25 protein-coding genes are annotated in these 24,553 nt (G+C 29.2%); 21 read left to right on the plus strand and 4 right to left on the minus strand.

Going from position 1 to position 24,553, the window contains the following annotated elements; translation table 11 throughout:
• The 11 genes from FDK22_RS14990 (at nt 1) to FDK22_RS15040 (ending at nt 10,600) form a co-directional block, all read left to right on the plus strand.
• Entirely contained in the window at nt 1-1,740 is a 1,740-nt protein-coding gene (locus FDK22_RS14990; RefSeq protein WP_138153800.1) for a hydrogenase large subunit, read from the plus strand.
• Between the two features lie 9 nt (nt 1,741-1,749).
• A complete protein-coding gene (locus FDK22_RS14995; RefSeq protein ID WP_138153801.1) occupies nt 1,750-2,289 on the plus strand; it encodes a formate hydrogenlyase complex iron-sulfur subunit in 540 nt (179 codons plus the stop codon).
• Entirely contained in the window at nt 2,282-3,094 is an 813-nt protein-coding gene (locus FDK22_RS15000; protein WP_138153802.1) for an NADH-quinone oxidoreductase subunit B family protein, read from the plus strand. Before FDK22_RS14995 ends, FDK22_RS15000 begins: the two co-directional genes overlap by 8 nt.
• Nucleotides 3,095-3,111: 17 nt before the next feature.
• Entirely contained in the window at nt 3,112-3,462 is a 351-nt protein-coding gene (locus FDK22_RS15005; RefSeq protein ID WP_138153803.1) for a formate hydrogenlyase maturation HycH family protein, read from the plus strand.
• Nucleotides 3,459-3,905: a hydrogenase maturation protease gene (locus FDK22_RS15010; RefSeq protein ID WP_138153804.1), complete on the plus strand. Its 447-nt coding sequence runs from the start codon at nt 3,459-3,461 to the stop codon at nt 3,903-3,905. Before FDK22_RS15005 ends, FDK22_RS15010 begins: the two co-directional genes overlap by 4 nt.
• A gap of 18 nt (nt 3,906-3,923) precedes the next feature.
• Nucleotides 3,924-4,781 (plus strand): formate/nitrite transporter family protein, encoded by an 858-nt coding sequence (locus FDK22_RS15015; RefSeq protein ID WP_138153805.1) that lies wholly within the window; start codon nt 3,924-3,926, stop codon nt 4,779-4,781.
• Nucleotides 4,782-5,080: 299 nt separating this feature from the next.
• Nucleotides 5,081-6,175, plus strand: coding sequence for a transglutaminase-like domain-containing protein (locus FDK22_RS15020; RefSeq protein ID WP_138153806.1), 1,095 nt, complete (start codon nt 5,081-5,083; stop codon nt 6,173-6,175).
• Complete coding sequence (locus tag FDK22_RS15025) at nt 6,172-6,498, plus strand: transporter (RefSeq protein ID WP_138153807.1); 327 nt, start codon at nt 6,172-6,174, stop codon at nt 6,496-6,498. The genes FDK22_RS15020 and FDK22_RS15025 overlap by 4 nt, the downstream gene beginning before the upstream one ends.
• A 3-nt stretch (nt 6,499-6,501) precedes the next feature.
• On the plus strand, nt 6,502-6,765 hold the full coding sequence (locus FDK22_RS15030) for a heavy-metal-associated domain-containing protein (RefSeq protein ID WP_138153808.1): 264 nt from the start codon (nt 6,502-6,504) through the stop codon (nt 6,763-6,765).
• 127 nt (nt 6,766-6,892) lie between these two features.
• Nucleotides 6,893-8,992, plus strand: coding sequence for a methyl-accepting chemotaxis protein (locus FDK22_RS15035; RefSeq protein WP_212745012.1), 2,100 nt, complete (start codon nt 6,893-6,895; stop codon nt 8,990-8,992).
• A 174-nt stretch (nt 8,993-9,166) separates the two neighbouring features.
• Nucleotides 9,167-10,600: a sensor domain-containing diguanylate cyclase gene (locus tag FDK22_RS15040; RefSeq protein ID WP_138153809.1), complete on the plus strand. Its 1,434-nt coding sequence runs from the start codon at nt 9,167-9,169 to the stop codon at nt 10,598-10,600.
• 4 nt (nt 10,601-10,604) lie between these two features.
• Here FDK22_RS15040 and FDK22_RS15045 read toward each other — a convergent pair whose 3' ends face one another.
• Genes FDK22_RS15045 through FDK22_RS15060 form a run of 4 tightly spaced genes read right to left on the minus strand, consistent with a single transcriptional unit; the run spans nt 10,605 to nt 14,509 of the window.
• A complete protein-coding gene (locus tag FDK22_RS15045; protein ID WP_138153810.1) occupies nt 10,605-11,099 on the minus strand; it encodes a type II toxin-antitoxin system antitoxin SocA domain-containing protein in 495 nt (164 codons plus the stop codon).
• 9 nt (nt 11,100-11,108) lie between these two features.
• A complete protein-coding gene (locus tag FDK22_RS15050) occupies nt 11,109-11,774 on the minus strand; it encodes a response regulator (RefSeq protein WP_138153811.1) in 666 nt (221 codons plus the stop codon).
• Nucleotides 11,767-13,368: a sensor histidine kinase gene (locus FDK22_RS15055; protein WP_228711731.1), complete on the minus strand. Its 1,602-nt coding sequence runs from the start codon at nt 13,366-13,368 to the stop codon at nt 11,767-11,769. Before FDK22_RS15055 ends, FDK22_RS15050 begins: the two co-directional genes overlap by 8 nt.
• A complete protein-coding gene (locus FDK22_RS15060; protein WP_138153812.1) occupies nt 13,361-14,509 on the minus strand; it encodes an ABC transporter substrate-binding protein in 1,149 nt (382 codons plus the stop codon). Before FDK22_RS15060 ends, FDK22_RS15055 begins: the two co-directional genes overlap by 8 nt.
• 162 nt (nt 14,510-14,671) lie before the next feature.
• On the opposite strand from FDK22_RS15060, the gene FDK22_RS15065 reads away from it, so the two are divergent.
• The 10 genes from FDK22_RS15065 to FDK22_RS15115 all read left to right on the plus strand — a co-directional run bounded on the left by FDK22_RS15065 (nt 14,672) and on the right by FDK22_RS15115 (nt 24,546).
• Entirely contained in the window at nt 14,672-16,375 is a 1,704-nt protein-coding gene (locus tag FDK22_RS15065) for a 4Fe-4S binding protein (RefSeq protein WP_138153813.1), read from the plus strand.
• Nucleotides 16,372-17,145, plus strand: coding sequence for a TorD/DmsD family molecular chaperone (locus FDK22_RS15070; RefSeq protein ID WP_138153814.1), 774 nt, complete (start codon nt 16,372-16,374; stop codon nt 17,143-17,145). The genes FDK22_RS15065 and FDK22_RS15070 overlap by 4 nt, the downstream gene beginning before the upstream one ends.
• A 91-nt stretch (nt 17,146-17,236) precedes the next feature.
• Entirely contained in the window at nt 17,237-17,443 is a 207-nt protein-coding gene (locus tag FDK22_RS15075) for a Tat pathway signal protein (RefSeq protein WP_138153815.1), read from the plus strand.
• Nucleotides 17,444-17,458: 15 nt separating this feature from the next.
• Nucleotides 17,459-20,290: a formate dehydrogenase subunit alpha gene (locus FDK22_RS15085; protein WP_228711732.1), complete on the plus strand. Its 2,832-nt coding sequence runs from the start codon at nt 17,459-17,461 to the stop codon at nt 20,288-20,290.
• Between the two features lie 10 nt (nt 20,291-20,300).
• Nucleotides 20,301-20,915 (plus strand): formate dehydrogenase FDH3 subunit beta, encoded by a 615-nt coding sequence (fdh3B, locus tag FDK22_RS15090; RefSeq protein ID WP_138153818.1) that lies wholly within the window; start codon nt 20,301-20,303, stop codon nt 20,913-20,915.
• Nucleotides 20,916-20,930: 15 nt separating this feature from the next.
• Nucleotides 20,931-21,830, plus strand: coding sequence for a formate dehydrogenase subunit gamma (locus FDK22_RS15095; RefSeq protein ID WP_138153819.1), 900 nt, complete (start codon nt 20,931-20,933; stop codon nt 21,828-21,830).
• 182 nt (nt 21,831-22,012) lie between these two features.
• Complete coding sequence (fdhD, locus tag FDK22_RS15100; protein ID WP_138153820.1) at nt 22,013-22,801, plus strand: formate dehydrogenase accessory sulfurtransferase FdhD; 789 nt, start codon at nt 22,013-22,015, stop codon at nt 22,799-22,801.
• 4 nt (nt 22,802-22,805) lie between these two features.
• Nucleotides 22,806-23,225 carry a ModE family transcriptional regulator gene (locus FDK22_RS15105; protein WP_171013016.1) on the plus strand — a complete coding sequence of 140 codons (420 nt, stop codon included), beginning with the start codon at nt 22,806-22,808 and terminating at the stop codon, nt 23,223-23,225.
• Nucleotides 23,209-23,571: a winged helix-turn-helix domain-containing protein gene (locus FDK22_RS15110; protein WP_138153821.1), complete on the plus strand. Its 363-nt coding sequence runs from the start codon at nt 23,209-23,211 to the stop codon at nt 23,569-23,571. Before FDK22_RS15105 ends, FDK22_RS15110 begins: the two co-directional genes overlap by 17 nt.
• Nucleotides 23,572-24,546 (plus strand): cysteine desulfurase, encoded by a 975-nt coding sequence (locus FDK22_RS15115; protein WP_138153822.1) that lies wholly within the window; start codon nt 23,572-23,574, stop codon nt 24,544-24,546. It abuts the gene before it with no gap.
• The last annotated feature ends 7 nt before the right edge of the window (nt 24,547-24,553 follow it).

The raw sequence follows: 24,553 nt of genomic DNA on the forward strand, positions 1-24,553 counted from the left end.
ATGAAAAAAGGTGAAAATTTTATAAAAAAAGTAGAAGAGACTATTAAGGTTATTAGTGTAGAAAGACAGGCTGATGACCAAATCACTATTACTGTAGATAGAAATGACCTACCAGAAGCAGTTAGAATTTTATATTATGATTTAGGTGGTTGGCTATCAAGTATGATTCCTAATGATGAACGACAACTAAATGGTAGTTTTGCTATGTATTATGTGTTATCTATGGAAGGTGGAAAAATGAACGAGGGGGATGAACTTCCTCAAGAAGAAAAGTGTTGGATGACAGTTAAAGCTTATCTTCCAGCAAATGATCCCACTTTTCCATCTGTGACTTGTAAAGTTCCTGCAGCTGTTTGGTATGAAAGAGAAGCATTTGATATGTTTGGTATTACCGCTGTGGGTTTACCCGATCCTAGAAGACTAGTTCTTTCAGATGATTGGCCAGAAGGTCTTCATCCTTTAAGAAAAGATGCAATGGATTATAGACATAGACCAGCAGCAGTTGATCATAAAGATGAACCAGATTATGACTTTTTACATCCTGAGGGAAGTAAAGTATTAGATGTTCCTTTAGGACCATTGCATATCACAAGTGACGAACCTGGCCATTTTAGATTATATTGTGATGGAGATACTATTATTGATGCAGACTTTAGATTATTTTATCAACACAGAGGTATGGAAAAACTTGCAGAAAATAGAATGAACTATGACCAAATGGGATATTTAGCTGAAAGAGTTTGTGGAATTTGTGGTTATGCCCATGCCATTGCTTGTATTGAAGCAGCTGAAAAAGCAGTTGGATTAGAAATTCCATTAAGAGCCCAAGCAATTAGAGTTATTTGTCTTGAAATAGAAAGACTTCATTCCCATTTATTAAATATAGGACTTGCTTGTGAAGTTACAGGAAATGTAACTAGTTTTATGCAGATATTTAGAATTCGTGAATATTCAATGGAACTTGCACAATTAGTTACAGGGGGAAGAAAAACCTATGGAAATGTTGTTATGGGTGGACTTCGAAGAGATATGTCAGGTGAAGAGATAAAAAAGAGTTTAGATTTATTAAAAATTATTGAGCAACAAACAAAAGAGGTTTGGGATGCTGTTATGGATGATAAATCTCAAATTGATAGATGGATTGGAGTTGGCGTTTTAGATAAACAAGTTGCCAGAGACTTCTCTCCTGTTGGACCAAATGTAAGAGGTTCAGGGTTTAAAAGAGATTCAAGATATGACCATCCATATGATTTTATTGACAAACTTGACTTTAATATTCCCGTTGAACATGGTGGAGATGTATTTTCAAGAGAAACGGTTAGATATTATGAATTATTAGAATCTGTTTCAATAATTAGACAATGTTTAGAGATGTTACCAGGTGGACAAACTGTTATATCAACAAGAACACTTATTAGTCCAGAAGCATTTGGTATTGGAAATGTAGAAGCTCCAAGGGGAGAAAATATTCACTGGATTATGCATGGAAATGCTCAAAAGGTTTATAGATGGAGATGTAGGGCAGCAACTTATAATAACTGGCCATCATTAAGATATCAATTTAGAGGAAATACTATTGCTGATGCAGCATTAATTGTATGTTCCCTTGATCCATGTTATTCATGTACTGAAAGAGTTACTGTAATCGACGTTAATAAGAATAAATCAAAAATTCTTACACATAAAGATTTAAAACAGTATTCACAGACGCTGAAAAATTCTCCTTTAATGAAAATGTAGGAGGATAGTATGAAAATAATAGACATAGCAAAAAAATATGGTTTAGCCACATATAATTATCCTTTTGAACCTTATGAGGTTCATGAAGGGTTTCGTGGTAAACCAGTTTATGACTACGATAAATGTATAGGCTGTACAGCTTGTGCAGTGGCTTGTCCTTCAAATGCAATTAATGTAAAGTTAAATGAACAAGGGGATAAGTTAGTATGGGAGTTTGATTGTGCTCGTTGTATATTTTGTGGACGATGTGATGAGGTTTGTCCTACTAATGCTGTTGTTCAATCAGACCAGTTTGAATTAGCTGTGAAGTTTGATAAAAAAGCTTTAAAAATAGTTGGGGAGCTTGAATTACAATATTGTGAAGTTTGTAATTCAGCTTTTACAACTAAAAGATTAATCTCTTATAATCTTGAAAGATTAGAACGAGCAGGTTGGTCTAGTGATAACTTAGATGAAAAAACAAAATATATTAGAACTTGTCCTGAGTGTAAAAAAAATAAAGTAGTTGAAGAATCTAACAAATATTTTTCAGGAGTAAATAATGAGTAAAACATATGTAGTTCCAGATGAAATAGCTTGTGCAAATTCATTAGAAGCAAAATTAGAACATCTTAATAATATACAAAGAAGTTTTAGTGTTTATAGAGTTGATGTTGGTTCTTGCAATGGTTGTGAAATTGAAATTTTTGCAGCAATTACTCCAATGTGGGACCCTGAAAGATTTGGTTTTAAGCTTGTAGCAAACCCAAGACATGCAGATATCTTACTTTGTACAGGACCTGTTACAAGACAAATGTATTATCCACTTTTGAGAGCTTATGAAGCAATGCCTGACCCAAAAATTGTTGTTGCTCTTGGAGCTTGTGGTTCTAGTGGGGGAATCTTTCATGATGCTTACGGTACTTGGGGTGGGATAGATAAAGTGATTCCTGTAGATGTTTATATACCAGGATGTCCTCCTCATCCTGCGGGAATAATTTATGGATTAGCAACCGCTTTGGGTATTTTAGACCAAAAAGTTAATTATATTGAAAATAAAGATGGAGAAGATAATTTAGAGTTAATCTCTGAATCTATATTTGGAAATATACTCTTTGAAAGAGACGTTATGGCAAAGGCAAAAGTTTTAATGGGATATTTATTAGCAAGGAAACTATTTGATAAGTATATTAATGGTGTAAAACAATCTCTAGATATTAAAAATGTTGTACTGACGAAAGTAGCATTGGAAAAAGCTTTTGATGAAGAATTTGATGAGAGATATGTTGAGTGTATGAAAATAATACATAATGAAGTGTATCTAACGCATATGTTGTATTATGGAAAAATACTCGAAGAATATAAATTTGATTAAAAAAAAGTGAGTTTGTGATGATTGAAATATGTAGATTAACAAAAAGACAAGTAGATCCATCTTCTAAGAAAAAAATGCCAACACCTTTGGAACAAATAAAAATTTTTTCTTTAGCTGTAGGACATGGAATAGGAAGTGTTGACTTTGTAGAATGTATAGGAGAAATGGAAGATAGTGCCTATGATGAAATGCTAAAATCTTGTGATGAATATGCAACTTTCAAACTTGGTAATCTTAGTAAATATTTTGAAATAGAAGTTTTTCCAGAACATGCAAGAATGTTAGTCAATGAAATGCCTAATTGTTTTTTAAAAGAACAATTTCTTTCATTACAAGAAGGTTATATCGTTATTAGGAAAAAATTATGAAAAAAGCATTTTTAGCAGTTGGAAATACTTTAAGGGGTGATGATGGTATTTGCGCTTATTTAGGTAATTTACTAGAAAAAGAAGATTTGGGATGGAAGGTTTTCTATGCAGAAGATACTCCTGAAAGCCAATTTAATTTAATAAGAGAATATGAACCTGATTTAGTTGTAATAGGTGATGCTATGACAGGTATCAAAGTTGGCAGTGTTGATGTAATTGATGTAAGTGATGAAAGAGAATATATGTATTCAACTCACAATTTACCAATGCCAATACTTATAAGTTATTTAAAAGGATTTTGTAAAGGAGTTCTGTTTTTAGGACTAAATGTAGATATTGAAAATGTATTAGAAGTAAATCCAGAGATTTCTCAAGAAGCTAAAGTAACAGCTTTAAGAGGATTAGAAAAGTTAATTGAAATTAATACAATTTTTGATAAATGATAATAAAAGGATTAAGTAATGTTATCTCCAGCAGAAGCAGCAAAAGCTGTATCAGGTGGTTCAGGGCATAAGGCTAATATGCCAATGTTAAGTATTATTTTCTTGTCAATTATGGCAGGTGGATCAATTGCAATGGGTGATATTTTCTGGGCCCATGCAACAGTTGGTGTTGCAAAAGCCACAGCTCCAGGGATTGCAAACTTTTTAGGGGGTATTGCATTCTCTGCTGGACTTATGATGGTTGTGTTCTTTGGAGGACACTTATTTACAAGTTCACTATTAACTGGTGTTACAACAATGGAACATAAGTTACCATTAAGTAAAATGGCAATTTATTGGATTATTGTTTGGGTATTTAATTTTGTAGGATCAGTTTTAATTGCGTATATGTATTATAGAACAAATTTACCATTAAAATATGATGGTGAAATTTTAAAACACTTTATGGCATTAGGGGCAGGAAAAACTTCTTTAGCATTTGATGAAGCATTTATCAGAGCAATATTCTGTAATGTTTTTGTTTGTATGGCGGTATGGACTGCAATTGCAGCAAAAGATACTGCAGGTAAAATTTTAGGTATTGCATTTTTAATTGGTGCATTTGTAGCTTCTGGCTATGAACACTGTGTTGCTAATATGTTTATTATTACTGAAGGTTTATTAGCTAAAGCTCATTATTTAGCAGAAGTTGGTGGTAATATAGAAGCTTTATCTCATTTAGCTCATGTTTCTGTTGATAAAATCAATAATCTAACAATTGAGGCAATGTTAGTTAAGAATCTTATTCCTGTTACATTAGGAAATATCGTTGGAGGTCTTTTCTTTGTTGGTATTATTGGATTTATGTCACATAAAGTAGATATGAAAAATGATTAATCTCAAAAACCTTCTTTTAATAAAGAAGGTTTTTGAACAAAAGAGTTTGCATTTGATAAATTTTAATGTACTTATTGAGAATTTATTAGAAATTAAAACAAATTGTAGGAAGTAAAAATAAAATTTAAAATTTAAACTAAGGGTAAATTTTTTTTTACCTTTAAGAAAAGATTTATATTTAATATTTTAAAATTATAATATTTTAAAATTAAGCATTAACCTAAGGTTTAGGTTGGACATAATTGATATGCGTGAAACTATTATGACTACATATGCTTCAACACACTTGGAGTAAAAAAATGAATAGAAGAACATTCTTAAAAAACACAACAATCTTGGCTGCAACATCTACTGTTATTCCTAACTTAGTATTTGCTAATGAAAACAAAAATCCGTTTGGTATCAAAGAGGGTATTAGAAAGTTTACAATTAACAATAATTTTAAGCTTGAATCATCAAATGAAAAAGCTCAAATTTGGATTCCAGTTCCATTGAGTTCAAAATATCAAGAACTAGTTGATATCTCTTATTCTGGAAATTATGAAAAAGCAGAAATCGTTGAAAATGAATATAATACAAAAGTTTTATATGCAACTTGGAAAGTGGAAGAAAAAGAACCAAAAATTGATGTAAAATTTGAGGTAATAACAAAGCAAAGCTTTACCGATTTATCAAAAGCTAAAAATGATGAAAATTATTCGGATGAAATAAAAGTATATCTTAAACCAACTGCTCATATCCCTGTAAATGATAAACTTAAAGATTTTACAGCACAAATCACAAAAGATGTAAAAACATCTTTAGAAAAAGCTCAAGCTATATATGACTGGACAGTAACTACTATGTATAGAGACAATTCAGTTATTGGGTGTGGAGTTGGAGATGCTGGTAAAGCTTTAGATGAAAAAATCTATGGTGGAAAATGTACAGATATAAGTTCAGTATTTGTTGCACTTTTAAGAAATGCAAATATTCCATCAAGAGAAGTATTTGGTATTAGAGCTGGTAAATCAAAAATCTCAAAAGTTTGTGGAAAAGCAGATGAAAAAGGTTTTGCAAATATTACTGGTGGACAACACTGTAGAGCAGAGTTTTACGTAAGTGGTTTAGGTTGGGTACCAGCAGATCCAGCAGACGTTACTAAAGTAAGACTTGGTGAAAAATTAACAAATGAATCTGAAAAAACAATTCAAACTAAAAACTTTATGTTTGGTAACTGGGAAATGAACTGGGTTGCATTTAACTATGCTAGAGATTTTGTATTAAATCCTAAGCCAGCGCAATATCCTTTAAATATGTTAGGTTATCCTTATGCAGAATTAGGTGAAGATGTACAAAACTACTATGATCCTAAATCTTTTGCATATGCTTATACTTCGCAAGAGAGAGTATGAAAAACTACGTATTACCGATAATTGGTGCAGTTTTTACTGCACTATTATCAACTTTATGTTGTTTACCAGCATTTTTATTTTTATTCTTTGGTGTATCAGGTGGAATATTAACTTATTTTACTACACTTGAATACATAAGAATCCCGATGGCTGTTTTAACAGTTATTCTTTTTATTTATGGAATTAAAAAATTAAATGGAAAAATTAAATGTGAATGCACAAAAGGTGAAAAAGTTAAAAATTATTTTTTAGCTATTTTATTTTTCTTAATTGTATTGGCAATACTTTTATATCCAGAAATAATTCCTATGTTTATGGAGTAGATTATGAAATTTTTATTATTACTAGTTCTTTTTGTAAGTTCAGGTTTTGCACAACAAACTTCAGTATTTGAAGTAAAAGGTATGCACTGTCCTTTATGTACTACAGCTGTGAAAAAAGCTATCAAGAAGCTTGATGGAGTCGAAAAAGTTAGTGCAAGATTAAATACAAAAAAAGTAACTGTTGTTCATGATGAAAAGGTTACAATTGATTCAATACTAAAAGCGATTAAAACAACTTCTTATACTGGCACTCTTCTACTGAAATAATTGAATAAACGTTCAAAAAGTAAACATTTTTTTACTATTAATTTAAGTTATTTATATTATAATCTTTGATTATTTTTTTATTATAAAACATAAAATTCAAATAAATAATAATTTTAAAGGAGAAAATATGTATGAAATATGGAGAAAGCTTTTTGGCAATTTAAAAGTTTTTAAAAAAATGTTACTTGTGTCAATTGTATCATTAACATCAATGATTATATTAGCTGTTATTCTTTTACTTGGACAAGAAAAAATGATGTTTAAAGAGAAAAAAACTCAATTAGTTAATGTAATTGATTTATCCTATAGTTTTGTAGAAAAAGAGTATAAAAAATTTGAATCGGGGCAAATTACAGAAACTGAAGCCAAAAATAATGTTATAGAAGCCTTTAAAAACTTTAGATATCAGGGTGATAATTATATTTGGATAAATGATAATAATATTGATTCTGTAAAAATGGTTATGCATCCAATAGATTTAAATAAAAATGGTAAAGTTATGGATGATAAAGCTTATAATCTTGCTACTGCCATTGATTTTGGCAAAGATTCAAAATCAACTAAAAAATTAGATAATGAAAATATCTTTAAAGCTTTTGTTGAAGCTACTCAAGATAATGGTTCAGGTTTTGTTCATTATTCAAGGACTGATGAAAAAACTAAAGAAACACAGAAAAAACTTTCTTATGTAAGAGAATTTACTCCTTGGGGTTGGGTTTTTGGGTCAGGAATATATATTGATGATATCCAAGAAGAGTTTATAAATTCAGCACAAAAAGCAGGATTAATTCTTTTAATTATTCTTGGTATTTTATCTTTTATTTTTAGAATGATTACAAAAGAGATTGTATTTAAAGTAACATTTATAAATGAAGGTTTAGAAAACTTTTTTGCATATTTAAATAGAGAAACAAATGATGTTGAGATTAAACAAATAACTTGTAGAGATGAGTTTGGTCATATGTCAGATTTAATAAATTCAAATATTGAAAAAGCTAAAAGAGGTATCATAGAAGATAGAGAATTAATTGATGAAACAATCACAGTTTTAGGTGAGTTTGAACAAGGTGATTTATGTCAAAGAGTTAATATAAATGTTTCTAATCCTGCTATGCAACAGTTAAAAGAGGTTTTAAACAGTATGGCTGGAAACTTAGAACATAATATTGAATCTGTTTTAGATGTCTTAGAAAAATATTCTAATTTCAACTACCTTGATAAAGTTAATACAACTGGAATTCAAAAGGATTTATTAAAGCTTGCAAATGGAGTTAACACTTTAGGTGATTCTATTACAGCTATGTTGGTTGCAAGTAAAAGTGATGGTTTAAAACTAGATGATAGTTCGGCTTTATTATTAGAAAATGTAGAATCTTTAAATAACAACTCTAATGAGGCAGCTTCTTCTTTAGAAGAAACAGCGGCATCATTAGAACAAATGACAGGAAATATTAGAAGTAATACACAAAATATTTATGAAATGGCTCAAATCTCACAAAAAGTTACTAAATCTGCAAAAGATGGAGAGGTTTTAGCAAACCAAACAACAACTGCAATGGAAGAGATAGATACACAAGTAAATTTAATCAACGATTCTATTACAATAATTGATCAAATTGCTTTTCAAACAAACATACTTTCATTAAATGCGGCGGTAGAAGCTGCAACAGCAGGGGAAGCTGGAAAAGGGTTTGCCGTAGTTGCTCAAGAGGTTAGAAATCTTGCAAATAGATCTGCAGAAGCTGCAAAAGAGATAAAAAATCTAGTAGAAAGTGCAACTAATAAAGCAAATGAGGGTAAAGAGATTGCTACAAATATGATTAATGGTTATGTTGCTTTAAATGAAAATATTAATCAGACAATTACTTTAATCAATAATGTTGAAATGTCTAGTAAAGAGCAATTAACGGGAATAGAACAAATTAATCAAGCAGTTGCTCAATTAGATACACAAACACAAATGAATGCACAAGTTGCTTCTCAAACACAAGAAATAGCTTTAGAAACAGATAAAATTGCAAAAATGGTTCTAGAAAGTGCCGATGAAAAAGAGTTTATTGGTAAAGAAAACTTAAAAAAAAGAGATAGAACATCTAAAAAATCTTATACAGGTGAAGAAAGAAGATCGTTAGAAAAAATTATTAAATCTTCACCTTCAAATTCTGTTAAAAAAGAGAACTTTAAAGCAAAAGTTCAAGAACAAGATGATGAATGGGAAAGTTTTTAATCTTTTAGTTCAATGTTAAAAACAGCACCTTTTTGGCTGTTTTTAACAGAAACCCCCTTTAATACTTGATAAATAATTATAAAAATATAATACAAAAAATTGGTGCCTAATAATTATTTTTTAATTGTTAAGTTTTAAAAAGATATGATTTCCTTTTATTTTTAAAGGTTTTATATGAATTCTAAATATAAAGTTATTATAGTTATTTCAAGTTTATTAATAGTCTTATCAATAAGTATATCTTTTATAAATTATCTAGTTTCTTTAAATAGTGCCCAACAACAATTGAAGAATCAATCCCTTCCTTTATCTTTAGATAATATTTATTCTGACATACAAAAAAATATTATCCAACCATATTTAGTTTCTTCAATGATGGCAAATGATACCTTTGTTCATGATTGGCTATTAAATGAAGAATCAAATGAAGAGAAAATTATTAAATATCTAGAAGCTATTAAAAATAAATACAATATGTTTAATACTTTTTTAGTTTCTAATGAAACAAAAAACTATTACACTCCCCATGGAGTTGTTGAAAAAATTAAAAAAGATAATCCAGCAAATAAATGGTATTTTGATTTTTATAATTCCCAAGGCAAACATGAAATAAATTTAGATTTTAATGAACACTTGTCAAATAATATGATTATGTTTATTAACTATAAAATTTTTGATAGTAACTTTCACTTCATTGGTGCAACGGGAGTTGCCCTTAAAATATCATATATAGATGAACTACTTGAGACCTTTAGAAGCAAATACAATTTTCAAGTAACTTTTTTTGATAAAAATGGAAAGGTAGTTTTATCTGAAAGAAAATTTTATAAATATAAAACTATAAAAGAAGATGAAACCCTTAAAGAGTTTGAAAATGTTATAATCTCAAAAAAAAGTAATATTATTGAATATGAGAATAATGATTCTAAATATATTATAAACACAAAATATATACCTGAACTTGACCTTTTCTTAACAGTTAAAGCAAATTTAGATGATTTTACTAAAGATGTAAAGAAAATTTTTTATTTTAATTTAATTACTTCTATTATTATTACTTTTATTATTGCTTTTATTGTTTTTTATATCATTAGAAACTATAGTAAAAAACTAGAATACTTATCTCAATACGATTCTTTAACTGACCTTTCAAATAGAAGGGACTTTGAAGAAAAATTAAATAGAGAGATTGATTTAAATAAAAGAAGACCCCAAAATATATCTTTTGCATTTTTAGATATTGATAATTTCAAATCAGTAAATGATAATTATGGTCATGCAAAAGGGGATTTAGTTTTAAAAGAGATTGCAAAAATTTTAAAAACAAATATAAGAAAAACAGATATTGTTGGTAGATGGGGTGGAGAAGAGTTTGTTATTGCTTTTATTGGTTCATCTTTAGAAAATGCTACTTCAGTTTGTGAGAATATTAGAAAAGAGATTGAATCAAATATAAAAATTAAAAAACTAGTAAGTCTTAAAGTAACAGCAAGTTTTGGTGTTACAATGCTAAAACAATCAGATAGTATAGATACAATTACTTCAAGGGCAGATGAAGCAATGTATTTATCAAAAAATAATGGAAAAAACCAAATAAATAGTTTATAAAAGTTTAGATGATTACTTCATCTAAACTTTTATTTCTCACATCATCAATTTGAAAACAAGCGTTTGCAATTTTTCTTGCTGTGTCATCTTTATATTTTTCCACAATTTCTTTGATACATTTCATCTCTTCTTTATCAAACATAGAAGAATCAAAATCTTCTTCCATTTTTAAAAAATTTAGTTCAATGAATTTTTCTTTTGTAAGAATCTCAATATCAATAAAGTCAAGCATATCTGTAATAAGATAAAGCCTCTCATCATCCTCTTCTAAATCTTCGCCATTTGCAATAATATCAAAGATATCAGCTAAAACAACAGCTTCAGGATTTCTTTTTTGCTTTATATATTCATCACCAAAGATTTTTCTACCTTTAGTTTTATAAAAGTTATAATCGATTAAAAATAGTAAAATTATTAGTTTCCTATCATTTAAGTGTTTTACATCTTCATCAAGCATGTAGATTATTACATTTGCAACTTTTGTTATATCAATATTCAAAATATTCCTTTAAATTAAATCTAATGAGTCTTCATTAAATTTATATGTTTTGTGGGCAACCTTTGTCAAAATCTTTTTTTCTGCTAATTCTTTAAATAGTTTAATTAACGTAGGTTTAGAGATGGAAATTTTATCCATAATATCTGAATATGAGGTTACAAGTTCATCATTACTGTCTAAATTTGAAATAATACATTTTATAACTTCAACTTGTTTACTATCTGTAACTGCCGATATTGTCTTGATTACATTAATATTTTTTTGCATTTCGTGAGATTGTACAATTGGAAATAAAATATCATGTAAGGTATTTAGTAACTCTTTTATATTTATTGGTTTTACAATATAATTTTCAACTTTTAATTTTATAGCGTCTAAAAGGTATTTTGTATCTGTATGGGCGGTTGTTAATATAATTGGTATATTTACATCTTTTTGTTTTATATCTCTTAAAAAGTCAATTCCGTTTTCATTTTCTAATAAAATATCTGAAATTATAACATCAACTTTTTTACTTTCTAAAACTTCAAGTGCTTCTTTTGATGTATTTACTGCATAAACATTTGCAACAAAATCATCTAAAATATCTTTCGTATGTGTTAAAAGAGATTTATCATCTTCTAAATACAGTATATTGAATGTTGACAAGATATTGAGGTTTCTTTCTTTAGTCATCACTTTGTCCTTCATTTTTATTATCTAATGGAATGTCCACAATAAAAAGTGCTCCATATTCTAGGTTTTCACTATTTATTTTATTGTAAACATTCTTACATTTTATATTACCATTCATATGCTTTTCAATAATTTGTTTAGACATATAAAGTCCAATACCTGTTCCAGCACTTTTATATTTGGTTGTATAGTATGGTTCAAAGATGTGTGGAAGGATTTTTTCTTCTACTCCACCACCATTGTCATATATAAGAATTCTAGCTTTTTGCCTATACTCTTTAACCACAATTTTTATAGCTCTTTCTTTATCTAAATTTTTTAAGGCATCTTTAGAATTTGAAATCATATTTAAAACTACATGGGATAATTCATTATAGTATCCATAAATATTTAAATCATTCATAATGATAATATTTAGTTTGATATTCTCTTTTTCTAGTATATATTTAGATAAATCAGCTGCATGTAAAACACAATCTTTTACTGAAAATTTTACTTTAGCCTTGTTTGGACTAAAGAAATTTTGAAAATCATCTAGGGTATTTGACATATTTTCTGCTAGTAATACTGCATCTTTAGTTTTTTGTTCAACAAACTCAAAAGAGAGTTTTCCAAATTCCATTTTTGTTTGAAATGATTGAATAATCATCATTAAAGAACCCAATGGTTGTCTCCATTGGTGAGCAATATTTCCCAACATTTCACCTAAACTTGCTAGTTTTGATTGTTGGAACATAATTAAATCTTTTTTCCTAGAGTTTGCAACTTCTTTTTTTATTTTAATTTCAAGGTAATCATTTAGTTCTTGTAACTCTTTTGTCTTTTCACTTACTGCATCTTCAAGATTAAAGTGTAATTTTCTAAAGTTATTGATTAGTAAAACTGATAAAATTACTGAAAATAAAAATACTGAAACAATAGAGTAGATTAAAATAGTGGTTAAAAGATTAAAGGTTTTTTGAGTTTCCCTTTTTTCTGTTACAGCAAGATTTAAATCATAGTTTGTAAGGTTTGTAATATACACATTTACTGAATTTATTTCAAAATAGAGTTTATCAATAAAAAATATAGCCTCAACAAAGTTATTCCTTTGAAGAAGTTGAACTATTTTATTGATATCTTTATGTAAATCTGAGATTTTCTCATTTATATTCAAAATTAAATTACTTTGTAAAATCTTTTCATTATCCTCTTCTTTATTAATCTCAAAAAAATCATTAATAAAATTTGTAATAAAAGATTTCTCATATTTTTTATCAATAGTAGCATTTTTATAGTTTTTCCAACTTTTATTAATAAGTTGTTGTGCTAATGAGATAATATCTTTTGCTTGGTCTATGGTAATGTTTTTTTGTTGAATTTCATAAAAGGTATCATAGATATTGATTTTATATATATCTTTTATATTCTCTAATTCAATGATAGGTTTTGTTCTTTTTTCAAATAGAGTGTCAAAATCATTTTTCATTGAATAAACTGATATCTGAGATAATGCAATAATAGAAATCATACCACCTGTGATAATAAATAAAAGAACAGAACTTTTATAACTAAATGATAAATTGTCAAAATAGTGTAGTAGTTTTTTAATCATCTTTATTTATCTCTTTAAAGGTTGATTCTTCATATTTAAATAAATAGACTTTATTTGATAGTTGATCTTTTTTATGTTCAAGTTTAATACCTCTTAATATCTCTTTAGGAAGTCTATTCCATTCTTTTAAGAAAGCATTTTTACTTAAAGGACCTTTTATATTCTTAATTGATTCAACAACACTTTTTGCAACAAGGAAGGCTTCTAGTGAGATAAAGCCTAATGATTCTTTAGGATAATATCTTCTCATCATATATTTATATTCTCTAATTATTTCAATTCTATAGTTATCAAAACTAGGAACTACTTGAGAGAAGATTATATTCTGTGTTTCATAGTTTAGTTCTTTTACAATCGCACTAGCATCACCAAATGAAATAATACAAAAAATTGAATCTTTTAATACAGGGTCCATTTTTGCTTTTTTTATAAACAATGCATTTGCTTGATAAGCTCCAACCATAATAATAGCTTCCGGTTTTGAATCTCTAATTTCACTAAAAGCATGTTTTATAGATAAGGTATTTCTTTTATACATACCCTCACCATTTAAAGCCAAATCTCTACTTCTAAGAGATTTTATAGTTGAAACAAATCCCTCTTCACCATAATCATCATTTTGATAAAAAACAGCAAATTTTTTTATCTTTTTTTTAGTGTTTAGATACTCAATTATTTTATCAATCTCTTCATAATAAGAGGCTCTAAAGTTTACAATGTTTTGTTTATTCTTATCCCTTAAAAAAGAAGCACCAGTAAAAGGAGCTATAAATGGTATAGAATTGTTTTCTATAATAGGTAATATTTTTTTTACTGTTGGAGTGCCAACATAACCATAAAATGCAAATAAATCTTTTCTCTCTAATAGTTTATTTGTATTCTCAATTGTTAGATTTGGTTCATATTTATCATCTAATGAAATTAAAGATATTTTTTTATTATTTGGTAAAATACCTTTTTCATTAACATATTTAAAGTAAGCGTTTGTACCAATCTCTACGTTATGGCCCCAGTCTTTCATAATACCAGTTTTAGGTAAAGAAGCCCCAAGTACTATATTGTTATTGTAATATTTTTGTTCATTGAAAAAATAAATCAGAAAGGCAAAAATAATAAAAATTGAAATTAAAATTTTTTTCAATACTTCTCCTTAAAAATAAGATTATACCATAATAGTAAACTTAAAATTAACAAAAATTAAAAAGTTATATAAATTTAGTAAAAAAAAGTTAACTATTTAAGCTTTAATAAAGTTTAATCATTTTAGAATGGTAAAATATTATTTACCAATAAGGCATAGGTTATGCAAGAGTATATTTATTACAACAAACAAAACTTAGATTTCCCGTTATCTGAAAAGATTTTAGTGACTAACAATATGATTGAATATAAAGATTCAGATTTTATTGTTTCAAATACAAATCTTTTTAATGCAGAATTAGTTGCAGATGAAATCGACTTTTATATTAGAAACTCACAAGATACAATAGCTGACAAAATTAAAAATATTGAAAAACTTTATGACTTAAATGAATCAAGATTTGATAATGCACAAGATATGACATTTAGTCAAGATGTAGAGAAAAAAGTTTTATTAATCTGTGATGAGTCATGGAAAAAAGAGTTTATTAAAAAAATAGTTTCAAATGAATTTGACCTTTTCCATATAAATGAAAATATTTTAAAATCTATAACTGGGTCAATTGGAAACTTAAATGTAGTAGTTGATGATGAAGACAAAGATATAACTTTAAATATTGACCAAATTATTTGGTTTGATATGAAAGAAGAAGGTAAAAAACAAAGTGGTTGTTTTGATCCACTTGAAACTTCTATTGATGATGTATTAGCTGAAGTTAGAGCTAATATTGCAAATTATGAATATAGAAAATTTCTAAGTTATGATAAAACAATTTGTCAATATCATGAACGAAGAGATGAAACTTGCGCTAAGTGTGTAGAGGTTTGTCCTACAACTACAATCGTAAAAGATGATGAGAATAAACATTTACATTTTTCACAAATAGATTGTCATGGGTGTGGTGGTTGTATCTCAGTGTGTCCAAGTGGTGCTTTAGATTATACTCCATCAAACAGAGAATCAATCTATGCAATGAGTAAATTTTTTAATGGACATATCCCATTAATCATTCCACAAAAAATGAATATATCTTCTTTAGAAGTAGCCTTAAAAGAGAATGTTTTACCATTTAAAATAGAAGGTGAAAAGTTTTTACATGAATCAACTTTATTAACAATACTACAAGAATCTGGTTCTCAAGTAGTTTTTTATACTGACTTTTTATCTAAAGGAACTACTGATTCTATTTCTATATTAAATCAAATTTATCAAGCAAAATATCAAAAAGACGCAATTTTAGTTGCAATGAATAAAGAGCAATTAGTTGATGCTTTAGAAAAAGTAGATTTTATTGATGGTTCAAAATATCAATTAAATGATATGAGTTTAAGAAAAAGAGAAAACTTTGCAATTAGATTATCAAAAATAGTTGGAGAATATAACTTTGGTGAAGTTCAAACAGGACCAAATGTTCATTATGCAAAGGTTGAAGTAAATGAATCAAATTGTACTTTATGTTTATCATGTGTTGGTGCATGTAATGTAAATGCAATTTTTGCAGATGCGAAAGATAATACTTTAAGATTAAATCCATCTTTATGTACATCATGTGGATATTGTGAAGCATCATGTCCTGAATCAGATTGTTTAACAATAAAAAGAGATGTAATTGAATTACAACCTATGTGGTTTAAAGAAAATATTTTAGCTCAAGATAAACTATTTGCATGTATAGAGTGTGGGAAAGAGTTTGCTACAACTAAAGCAGTTGAAAAAATTGCAAAGATTATGTCTCCAATATTTGCAAACGACCCAATCAAAGAAAAAACTTTATATTGTTGTGAAACATGTAAACCAAAAATTATGATGAAAAGTTACATGGCAAATCCAACAAATTATAACAACAAACAAGGAATAGCAATATGAATACTCAAAAAATCAATAAAGCAAGAGCTTTATATTATGCAATGTTTTCTAGATTTTTTGTTTTTACAACAGATAACAATAGATATCTAGAATTAATTACATTAATTGATACTTTAAAACAAAACCCTTTAGATGAATCTACAAAAGAGGCATTTGAAAATATTAGAGCTGTTTTAAAATCTGATTCAAATATTGCTTTTATGAATGAGTTTGATGAAATATTTCACTCTCCACATACAAAAACAGTTAGAACAACTGCATCATATTTTGATGAAAATATTGAAAGTGGTAAAAAAAGAGTTGAGATGCAAAACTTCTTAGGTAAAACAAAAATAAGAAGAGATGAATCTAAATACACTGATTATGAAGACCATATTGGTTTTATTTTTACTGTTTTAGCTGAGCTTTGTGAACTACAAGCTCAAGGTCAAAATGAATATGACAATTTAATTCATTGTATTTTTGCAGAAATTTTAAATGAATTTGTTGATGAGTTTTCAGAAGAATTATTTGAACATGAAAGTGCAGATATTTTTAAAAATGTAATTGTTTTATTAAAAGCATTTATTGAGTTTGAAAGAATATATTTAGAAGTTTCTAAACCAAATATTGTTTCAAAACCTTCACAAACTAAGGTTGTTGAAGAGATTTCAGATGAAGAAAAAGCTAGACGAGCTAGAAATAAAGCTATGAAAGCTAATGGACCAAAAAATAAAAATGATGAGTCTTGTCCTGTATTCGTAACATACGATGTGGAGGATGGAATCTAAATATTTTTGCCCTTGTGTGGCTTAAGTAAGGAAAAGAGTTTTCTTTATTTAAGTCTCATTTATGGGGCTAATCACAAAAAAAGGAGCAACTATGCAAGAGAGTAGAAGAAATTTTGCTAAGAAAACTGCAATAGTTGTTGGTGCTACTGCTGTTGGTACCACGGTGTTAGCATCTGCTAACAGTTCTACAAAGGCTGGTGTAGGATCAAATGGTGTTGTTGTAGGGAAATCTCCTAAAAAAGAGATCCTTTACAAAAAATCAAAAGCTTGGGAAGAGTTTTACAAACAAGCTTTATAAGAAGGAGAAGTAAGTATGTCACAAAGTACATATGATGCACTCAAAGCAAAAATAGGTAGAAGATCATTTATTAAAATGGCTGCCGTTTCTGCTGCTGCTGGTGCAACAAGTGCTTTTGCTAATGATGGTGTTACTAGAGAAGCTACTAGTGAAGAGGTTAAAAATCCTTTTCCTGGTTCTAAAAAAGTAAAAACTATCTGTACTGCATGTTCTGTAGGATGCGGTATTATAGCTGAAGTACAAAACGGGGTTTGGGTTAGACAAGAAGTAGCTCAAGATCATCCAATTTCATTAGGTGGGCACTGTTGTAAAGGTGCTGATATGATTGATATGGTTAGATCAGAAGTTAGATTAAAACACCCAATGGTAAAAGAAGCTGGAAAATGGAAAAGAATTTCTTGGGATGAAGCTTATACAAGAATTTCTGACAAAATGAATGCCTTGCATAAATCTGTTGGAGCTGACGCAGTTCAGTTCTTAGGTTCAGCAAAAATGAGTACGGAGCAAGCTTATTACTTCAGAAAATTTGCAGCAATGTATGGAACGAATAATATAGATCACCAAGCTAGAATTTGACATAGTGCAACAGTCGCCGGTGTGGCGAATACATGGGGTTATGGCGCTATGACTAACTCACTTGGAGATATCCAAAATGCAAAAGCTATTATTATATTTGGAGCAAACCCAGCGGTTAATCACCCTGTAGGTTTTGGACATTTCTTAAAAGCAAAAGAGAGAAACAACGCAAAAATTATCGTTGTGGATCCAGTATTTACAAAAACAGCTGCAAAAGCTGATCATTATTGCAGAATTAGACCAGGTACAGATATTCCATTTATGTATGGAATGTTAAACCTTATATTCCAAAATGGATGGCACGATAAGAAATTTATCGCTGACAGAGTTTATGGAATGGAAGATATTATGGAAGAAGCTAAAAAGTGGACTCCAGAAAAAGTTGAGGACGTTACAGGAGTTCCAGCAGAGCAGTTAATTCAAATAACTAGACTTTATGCTAAATCTACTCCAGGTACATTAATTTGGGCTATGGGTCTTACTCAACACACAATTGGTTCATCTAATACAAGAATGGCTCCAATTTTACAACTTGCACTTGGAAACATGGGTGAAGAAGGTGGTGGAACAAACATCTTAAGAGGTCATGATAATGTTCAAGGTGCAACAGATATGTGTTGTTTATCTCATACATTACCAGGTTATTATGGACTTGCTGATGGTTCATGGAAATACTTCGCAAAATCTTGGGGAGTTGACTATGAGTGGCTTAAAGGAAGATTTAGAGCAAAAGAATGGATGAATAAACCAGGATTTACTCTTTCTAGATGGTGGGCTGGTGTTCTTGATGGAAAAGATGGTAACGATAAAGTAACAAATGGTGGAACAAACCTTAAAATGTTATTTGTTATGGGTAATGGTATTACTTCAGTTGCACAACAAGCAAAAATCAAAGAGGGTCTAGACAATTTAGAAATGCTAGTACTTTGTGATCCTTTTGTAAATGAAGCTGCAATTTTAACAGATAAACAAGATGATGTATTTATTTTACCAAGTGCAACACAATTTGAAACAAGTGGTTCAGTAACAGCAACAAATAGAACTGTTCAATGGAGAACTAAAGTTGTTGAGCCAATGTATGAATCTAAAACTGACCATGAAGTTATGTTTGAGTTATCAAAAAGATTAGGATTCTATGAGCAGTTTACTGCTGGAATGAAAATCAAAGATAACAAAAAAGATTTCACTTGGCCAGAAGATGCAACTAATGAGATTGCTAGAATCATCAAAACTATTGGTTTAACAGGTTGGACAGCAGATAGAATCAAAAAACATACTGAAAATTGGCATATGTTTGACCAAATTTCAGGGCGTGGATATGGTGCTATGAAGGGCGAATATTATGGATTACCATGGCCATGTTGGACGGAAAAACACGGTGGAAGCCCAATTTTATATAACATCAACAGAAGTGTAGTTGATGGAGGTATGGGATTTAGAAATAGATTTGGATTAGAACACAATGGTGTATCTCAATTAGCAGGTGCTGGAAGTGCTCCAAAAGCTTCATCTAATAAAGATGGATATCCAGAAATTACTAGAGATAACATTGAAGCAGTTCTTGGAATTACTTTAACAGCTGATGAAAAAGCAAAAATTGGTAAAAACTGGAAAGTTGATACTTCTAATATTATTGCTGAAAAATGTATGGAAAGAGGAATTGCTCCTTATGGAAATGCAAGAGCAAGAGCTAAAGTATGGACATTCCCAGATCAAATCCCAATGCACAGAGAGCCATTACACTCTCCAAGACAAGATTTAGTTAAACAGTATCCAAGTTATGCAGATAAAGCAAACCATTATAGAGTTGATACTAAATATGTTTCTAAACAGTCAGAAAAAGATTGGTCTAAAGAGTTCCCAATTAACTTGGTAACAGGAAGACTTGTAAACATGAATGGTGCAGGTATGGAAAATAGAGCAAGTAAATATCTTGCTGCATTAACTCCTGAAATGTTCTGTGAAATTAATCCTAATTTAGCTGGAAAGCTAGGAATTAGAGATGGTGCTATGATGTGGGTTCACTCACCTGAAGGTACTAAAATTAAAGTTAAAGCTAAGTATTCATTTAGTGTTAGTGAAGATAGAGTGTTTATGCCATTCCACTTTGCTGGTGCATTCCAAGGGGAAGATATGTCGCACAAATACCCAGCAGGTACAAAACCTTATGCTACTGGTGAGAGTGCAAATACAATTACAAATTACGGTTACGACATCATTACTCAGATTCCTGAGACAAAAGGTGGTTTATGTCGAATCGAAATGGCCTAAGGAGTGACTGATGAGTAATAGTGAAAAAGCTAGATTAAAATTTTATTGCGATGAACAAAGATGTATCGCATGTGATGGTTGTTCGGTTGCTTGTGCAGAAGCTCATGAGTTACCAGCAGGTATCAATAGAAGAAAAGTAATTACAATGAATGAAGGTATTGAAAACCTTGAGTATTCATTATCAATTGCTTGTATGCATTGTACAGATGCACCTTGTGAACAAGTTTGTCCAGTAGATTGTTTCTACATTAGAGAAGATGGAATTGTTTTACACGATAAAGAAAAATGTATTGGTTGTGGCTATTGTTTATATGCTTGTCCTTTCGGAGCTCCTCAATTTCCTCAAGATGGTGCATTTGGTACTAAAGGTGCTATGGATAAATGTACAATGTGTGCTGGTGGTCCACTTGAAACAAATAGTGAACATGAAAGAGAACTTTATGGGCAAAATAGAATTGCTGAAGGTAAAGTTCCTGTTTGTGCAGCTATGTGTTCGACAAAAGCACTATTAGTTGGTGATTCTCAAGAAGTGTCTAAAATCTATAGACAAAGAGTATTATCATCTGGACATGGTGTTAAAGTTCAACCATATGGATGGTCGACAGCATATAGTTCAAATATATAATAAGGTAGATAGAGAATGAAAACGAAATATATAGTTTTAACTCTATTGACTCTATCAGCATTAGCCTTTGGTGCTAATGCAGATAGTGCAATATGGGGAAAAGACTTAGTACCAAACATTTTAGGTTATGATAAAGAGGGTTCATTGCATCTTGGACCTTTATTTACACTTTTACAGGGTAAATATTTTTCTATTGCATTTTTAGCGATTTTGTTTGGTGTACCTGCAGTTTTCGCTTTACACTATTTTATTATTGGACCTAAAATATTTTCTCATGATAGAAAAAAAATTAAAGTATTCAATATGTTTCATAGATTGATTCACTGGATTGCTGGATTTTCATTTTTAGTACTTATCCCAACAGGATTTGTAATGATATTTGGTTCAGTATTTGAAGGTGGAGCTTTTGTAAGAATCTGTAAAGAGTTACATGCAATTGCAACAGTGTTCTTTGCTATTTCTGTTATTCCAATGACAATCATGTGGATAAGAGAGATGTTACCAACAATGGACGATGTAAAATGGATGATGATTCTAGGTGGATACTTAAGTAAAGTAAAAAGACCAATTCCTGCAGGTAAATTTAATGCAGGTCAAAAAATGTGGTTTTGGGTTTGTACTTTTGGTGGGATTTTAATGATTCTAACTGGTGCAGCAATGTATTTTCAGGACTTCACTCTTCCTGTACTTGCTACATATGGTATAACACAAATCGATTTTTTAAGAGCATGCGCAATTATTCACAATGTAATGGGAATGGCTGTAGCTGCATTATTCTTTACTCACGTATATATGTCAATGTTTGCAATTAAAGGTGCAATTCATTCGATGATTAGTGGGTATAAAGAGGAAGAAGAGATTGAAATTCTTCACAGCTCTTATTACAAAAAGTTAAAAGAGCAAAAACAATTATAAAAGGAAAACTCTCCATATAGCATCAAAGTGGAGAGATTCTTTTAATTGTCATATAAATGACAGACTGAAATGTTAAATTTATATACAATTTAATTTTTAGATTGAATTTGTAATATAAATTTAACTTTTAGTTTATTTTTTTAATTTTAAATATGCAAAATTTGCATATTAAAGAGGATAGTATGGATAACTCAAGATATTTAAAAAAGATTATCATTGATAGAGTAAATGGTGATGAAGTAACAGAAGTAGAAGATGTAACAATTGAAGAAGCTAGATTAAATGTATATTTAAATGGTGAAAAAGCTATTTCAATGATGTGTATACCAATAGATCAAGATGCTCATGCTATTGGGTTTTTAATGAGTGAAAATGTAATCTCTTCTATAGATGATGTTCAAGAAATCACTTTAAGTGAAGATGGATTAAGAGTTGATATAACAGCAAAAATTGACGAAAATTCATTAACTAATCTTTATAAAGAAAAAACACTAGTAAGTGGTTGCGGTGGTGGAGTAACAGGAAATATAGCAGGGAATGTTGAAGTTCCTTTTAACCAAACAAATTTTGTGATTAGTCCAGAAGTTATTAGCCGTGAAGTAGCCATTTTCTATAGAGATAGTGAACTTTATAAATTAACAGGTTGTGTACATAAAGCAATGCTTTATCTAGAAGATGGAACTACAGTAACATCTGAAGATATTGGTAGACACAATGCAATTGATAAAGTTGTTGGAAAATGTAAAATAAAAGGCTTAGATACAACAAAATCGGTTTTATTTGTATCTGGAAGATTAAGTTCAGAAATGGTTGTAAAAGCAGTTATGCATAAAGTACCAATTGTAGTTTCAAGAACTGCACCAACTCATTTAGGTGTTATGACTGCACATACACATGGAGTTACGCTTATAGGTTTTGCTAGAGGTAAAAAGATGAATGTATACACACATAGTGGAAGAGTTGTAGGATAATGTTATGGGAAAGATGCAAAAAGAGATTAATTTAGATGAAACTCAAAAAGAATTACTTCTTAGCAATTTAGACGAAGATGGGAAACTATCTTGTCTAAAAGCTTTTAAAGTAGCAAGATTAATTGGTGTAGAGCCAATTGATATGTCTGATGCTTGTAAAAGTGAAAATATAAAAATTACAAATTGTGAATTGGGGGTATTTGGAAAAATACAATTCCATGATGCTGAAGATGCAATTTATAACAAAATAGCAAAAAATTTCACACAAGACAAAGATGTTACTTGTAGAATTTTATGGGAATTAGCAAAGGAATCAAGCTTAAGAAGAGTCGGTTCAACAGTTAAATTTACTGATGTAGAAGTAACAAACTGTCAACTTGGATGTTTTAGAACAAGAAAGGGACATCGTGAAGTCAAAAATTAAAATCTGGATTGAAGATGATAATGACAATCTAATATTTGGTGGTGGAAAAACACAAATTTTAGAACTTATTGATGAAACTGGTTCAATTTCAGAAGCATCAAAAAGAGCGGGTATGAATTATAAAAAAGCATGGAGTCATATAAAAATACTTCAAAAGTATATTGATGATGAGCTTGTTATTGTACAAAAAGGTAGAAATAGTGGTGGTACAAAGTTAACACCAAAAGCAAAAGAGTTAGTTGAGAATTTCAAAAAATTAAAAGAAGATATCAAAGCTTTTAGTGATGAAAGATTTACCCAACTTTTTTTAAATGAAAAAATGATTAATTGTGTTAAGGAAGATTAGATGATTAAGTTAAATTCACTTCAGTTTTCAAATGTACTACCACTAGAATATGATATAGACCAAACTATAAATCCATTAAAAAATAACGAAATTATAGAAAATAAAATCAATGAATTTTCATCAAAATTTGGATTTGAGAATCTTAAAACTTTTAAGTTTAATAAAGATGGTTTTATCTCTTTAATGCTTTCTTTAAAAGGAAAAATTAGTGTTAGTGTAGGGGAGAGTGAAGCTATAGTTCAAGCAGCTAATTTCTTAATAGAAAAAGGTTTTGAGATAGATTTAATTCCTCTTACAAAAGAGGGCTTTGTAGATTTATCTAAACTATCTAAATGTGACTATATATTTTGTTCTTCATATGTAATGGATACATATATAAAAACAAATTTAGATGTAGTAAAAGAAAAAACACAAGCTACAATTATCTCTAATATTAGTGCAACATTATCTAATCATGGTTCAGATATTGTATTGCTAGATGCGTATAAACTTACTGGATACTCATTGGACTCAATAATCTTATACAATGATGAATTTGAGCAGAGTGTAATCTCTGAAATTTCAACAATTTCAATTTATCAAATAGAAAAAAATATTAAAAAAATTAATTATGAAAAAAATATTAAAGATAGATTTTTGGAAACTCTTAATGGGGAGTTTAATACTAACATTTTTTATTTTGTAAATCCAAAAGATACTTTAGAGTATACACTTCACTTTGGATTGAAGGGTATAAAAGCAAGGGAAATAATCAGAACTTTAGCTTTGGAAAACATACTTGTTACAAATGGTGAAGGGTGTTCACTTGGTTTTTCTAAACCGTCAAGAATTATACAGGAAATGACTTATACAGAAAGTGAATCTCGATGGGTTTTAAGTTTAGATTTTAGTGAATATTTAGATGATGAAACTATTTTAAATGTAGTTAAAAAAATCTCTAAAAAATATAGACAAATTTTACTTTTAAATTCATAGGAGAATA

Source organism: Arcobacter arenosus (assembly GCF_005771535.1).
In the GTDB taxonomy this organism is placed as follows: Bacteria; Campylobacterota; Campylobacteria; order Campylobacterales; family Arcobacteraceae; genus Halarcobacter; species Halarcobacter arenosus.

What these genes read in the sequence shown, in the direction of transcription:
- FDK22_RS15015 (WP_138153805.1), top strand. Translation starts at nt 3,924, where the DNA reads ATGTTATCTCCAGCAGAAGCAGCAAAAGCTGTATCAGGTGGTTCAGGG.
- FDK22_RS15040 (WP_138153809.1), top strand. Translation starts at nt 9,167, where the DNA reads ATGAATTCTAAATATAAAGTTATTATAGTTATTTCAAGTTTATTAATA.
- FDK22_RS15000 (WP_138153802.1), top strand. Translation starts at nt 2,282, where the DNA reads ATGAGTAAAACATATGTAGTTCCAGATGAAATAGCTTGTGCAAATTCA.
- FDK22_RS15025 (WP_138153807.1), top strand. Translation starts at nt 6,172, where the DNA reads ATGAAAAACTACGTATTACCGATAATTGGTGCAGTTTTTACTGCACTA.
- fdh3B (WP_138153818.1), top strand. Translation starts at nt 20,301, where the DNA reads ATGAGTAATAGTGAAAAAGCTAGATTAAAATTTTATTGCGATGAACAA.
- FDK22_RS15035 (WP_212745012.1), top strand. Translation starts at nt 6,893, where the DNA reads ATGTATGAAATATGGAGAAAGCTTTTTGGCAATTTAAAAGTTTTTAAA.
- FDK22_RS14995 (WP_138153801.1), top strand. Translation starts at nt 1,750, where the DNA reads ATGAAAATAATAGACATAGCAAAAAAATATGGTTTAGCCACATATAAT.
- FDK22_RS15010 (WP_138153804.1), top strand. Translation starts at nt 3,459, where the DNA reads ATGAAAAAAGCATTTTTAGCAGTTGGAAATACTTTAAGGGGTGATGAT.
- FDK22_RS15050 (WP_138153811.1), bottom strand. Translation starts at nt 11,774, where the DNA reads ATGACTAAAGAAAGAAACCTCAATATCTTGTCAACATTCAATATACTG.
- FDK22_RS15065 (WP_138153813.1), top strand. Translation starts at nt 14,672, where the DNA reads ATGCAAGAGTATATTTATTACAACAAACAAAACTTAGATTTCCCGTTA.
- fdhD (WP_138153820.1), top strand. Translation starts at nt 22,013, where the DNA reads ATGGATAACTCAAGATATTTAAAAAAGATTATCATTGATAGAGTAAAT.
- FDK22_RS15070 (WP_138153814.1), top strand. Translation starts at nt 16,372, where the DNA reads ATGAATACTCAAAAAATCAATAAAGCAAGAGCTTTATATTATGCAATG.
- FDK22_RS15115 (WP_138153822.1), top strand. Translation starts at nt 23,572, where the DNA reads ATGATTAAGTTAAATTCACTTCAGTTTTCAAATGTACTACCACTAGAA.
- FDK22_RS15030 (WP_138153808.1), top strand. Translation starts at nt 6,502, where the DNA reads ATGAAATTTTTATTATTACTAGTTCTTTTTGTAAGTTCAGGTTTTGCA.
- FDK22_RS15005 (WP_138153803.1), top strand. Translation starts at nt 3,112, where the DNA reads ATGATTGAAATATGTAGATTAACAAAAAGACAAGTAGATCCATCTTCT.
- FDK22_RS15095 (WP_138153819.1), top strand. Translation starts at nt 20,931, where the DNA reads ATGAAAACGAAATATATAGTTTTAACTCTATTGACTCTATCAGCATTA.
- FDK22_RS15020 (WP_138153806.1), top strand. Translation starts at nt 5,081, where the DNA reads ATGAATAGAAGAACATTCTTAAAAAACACAACAATCTTGGCTGCAACA.
- FDK22_RS15055 (WP_228711731.1), bottom strand. Translation starts at nt 13,368, where the DNA reads ATGATTAAAAAACTACTACACTATTTTGACAATTTATCATTTAGTTAT.
- FDK22_RS15075 (WP_138153815.1), top strand. Translation starts at nt 17,237, where the DNA reads ATGCAAGAGAGTAGAAGAAATTTTGCTAAGAAAACTGCAATAGTTGTT.
- FDK22_RS15105 (WP_171013016.1), top strand. Translation starts at nt 22,806, where the DNA reads ATGGGAAAGATGCAAAAAGAGATTAATTTAGATGAAACTCAAAAAGAA.
- FDK22_RS14990 (WP_138153800.1), top strand. Translation starts at nt 1, where the DNA reads ATGAAAAAAGGTGAAAATTTTATAAAAAAAGTAGAAGAGACTATTAAG.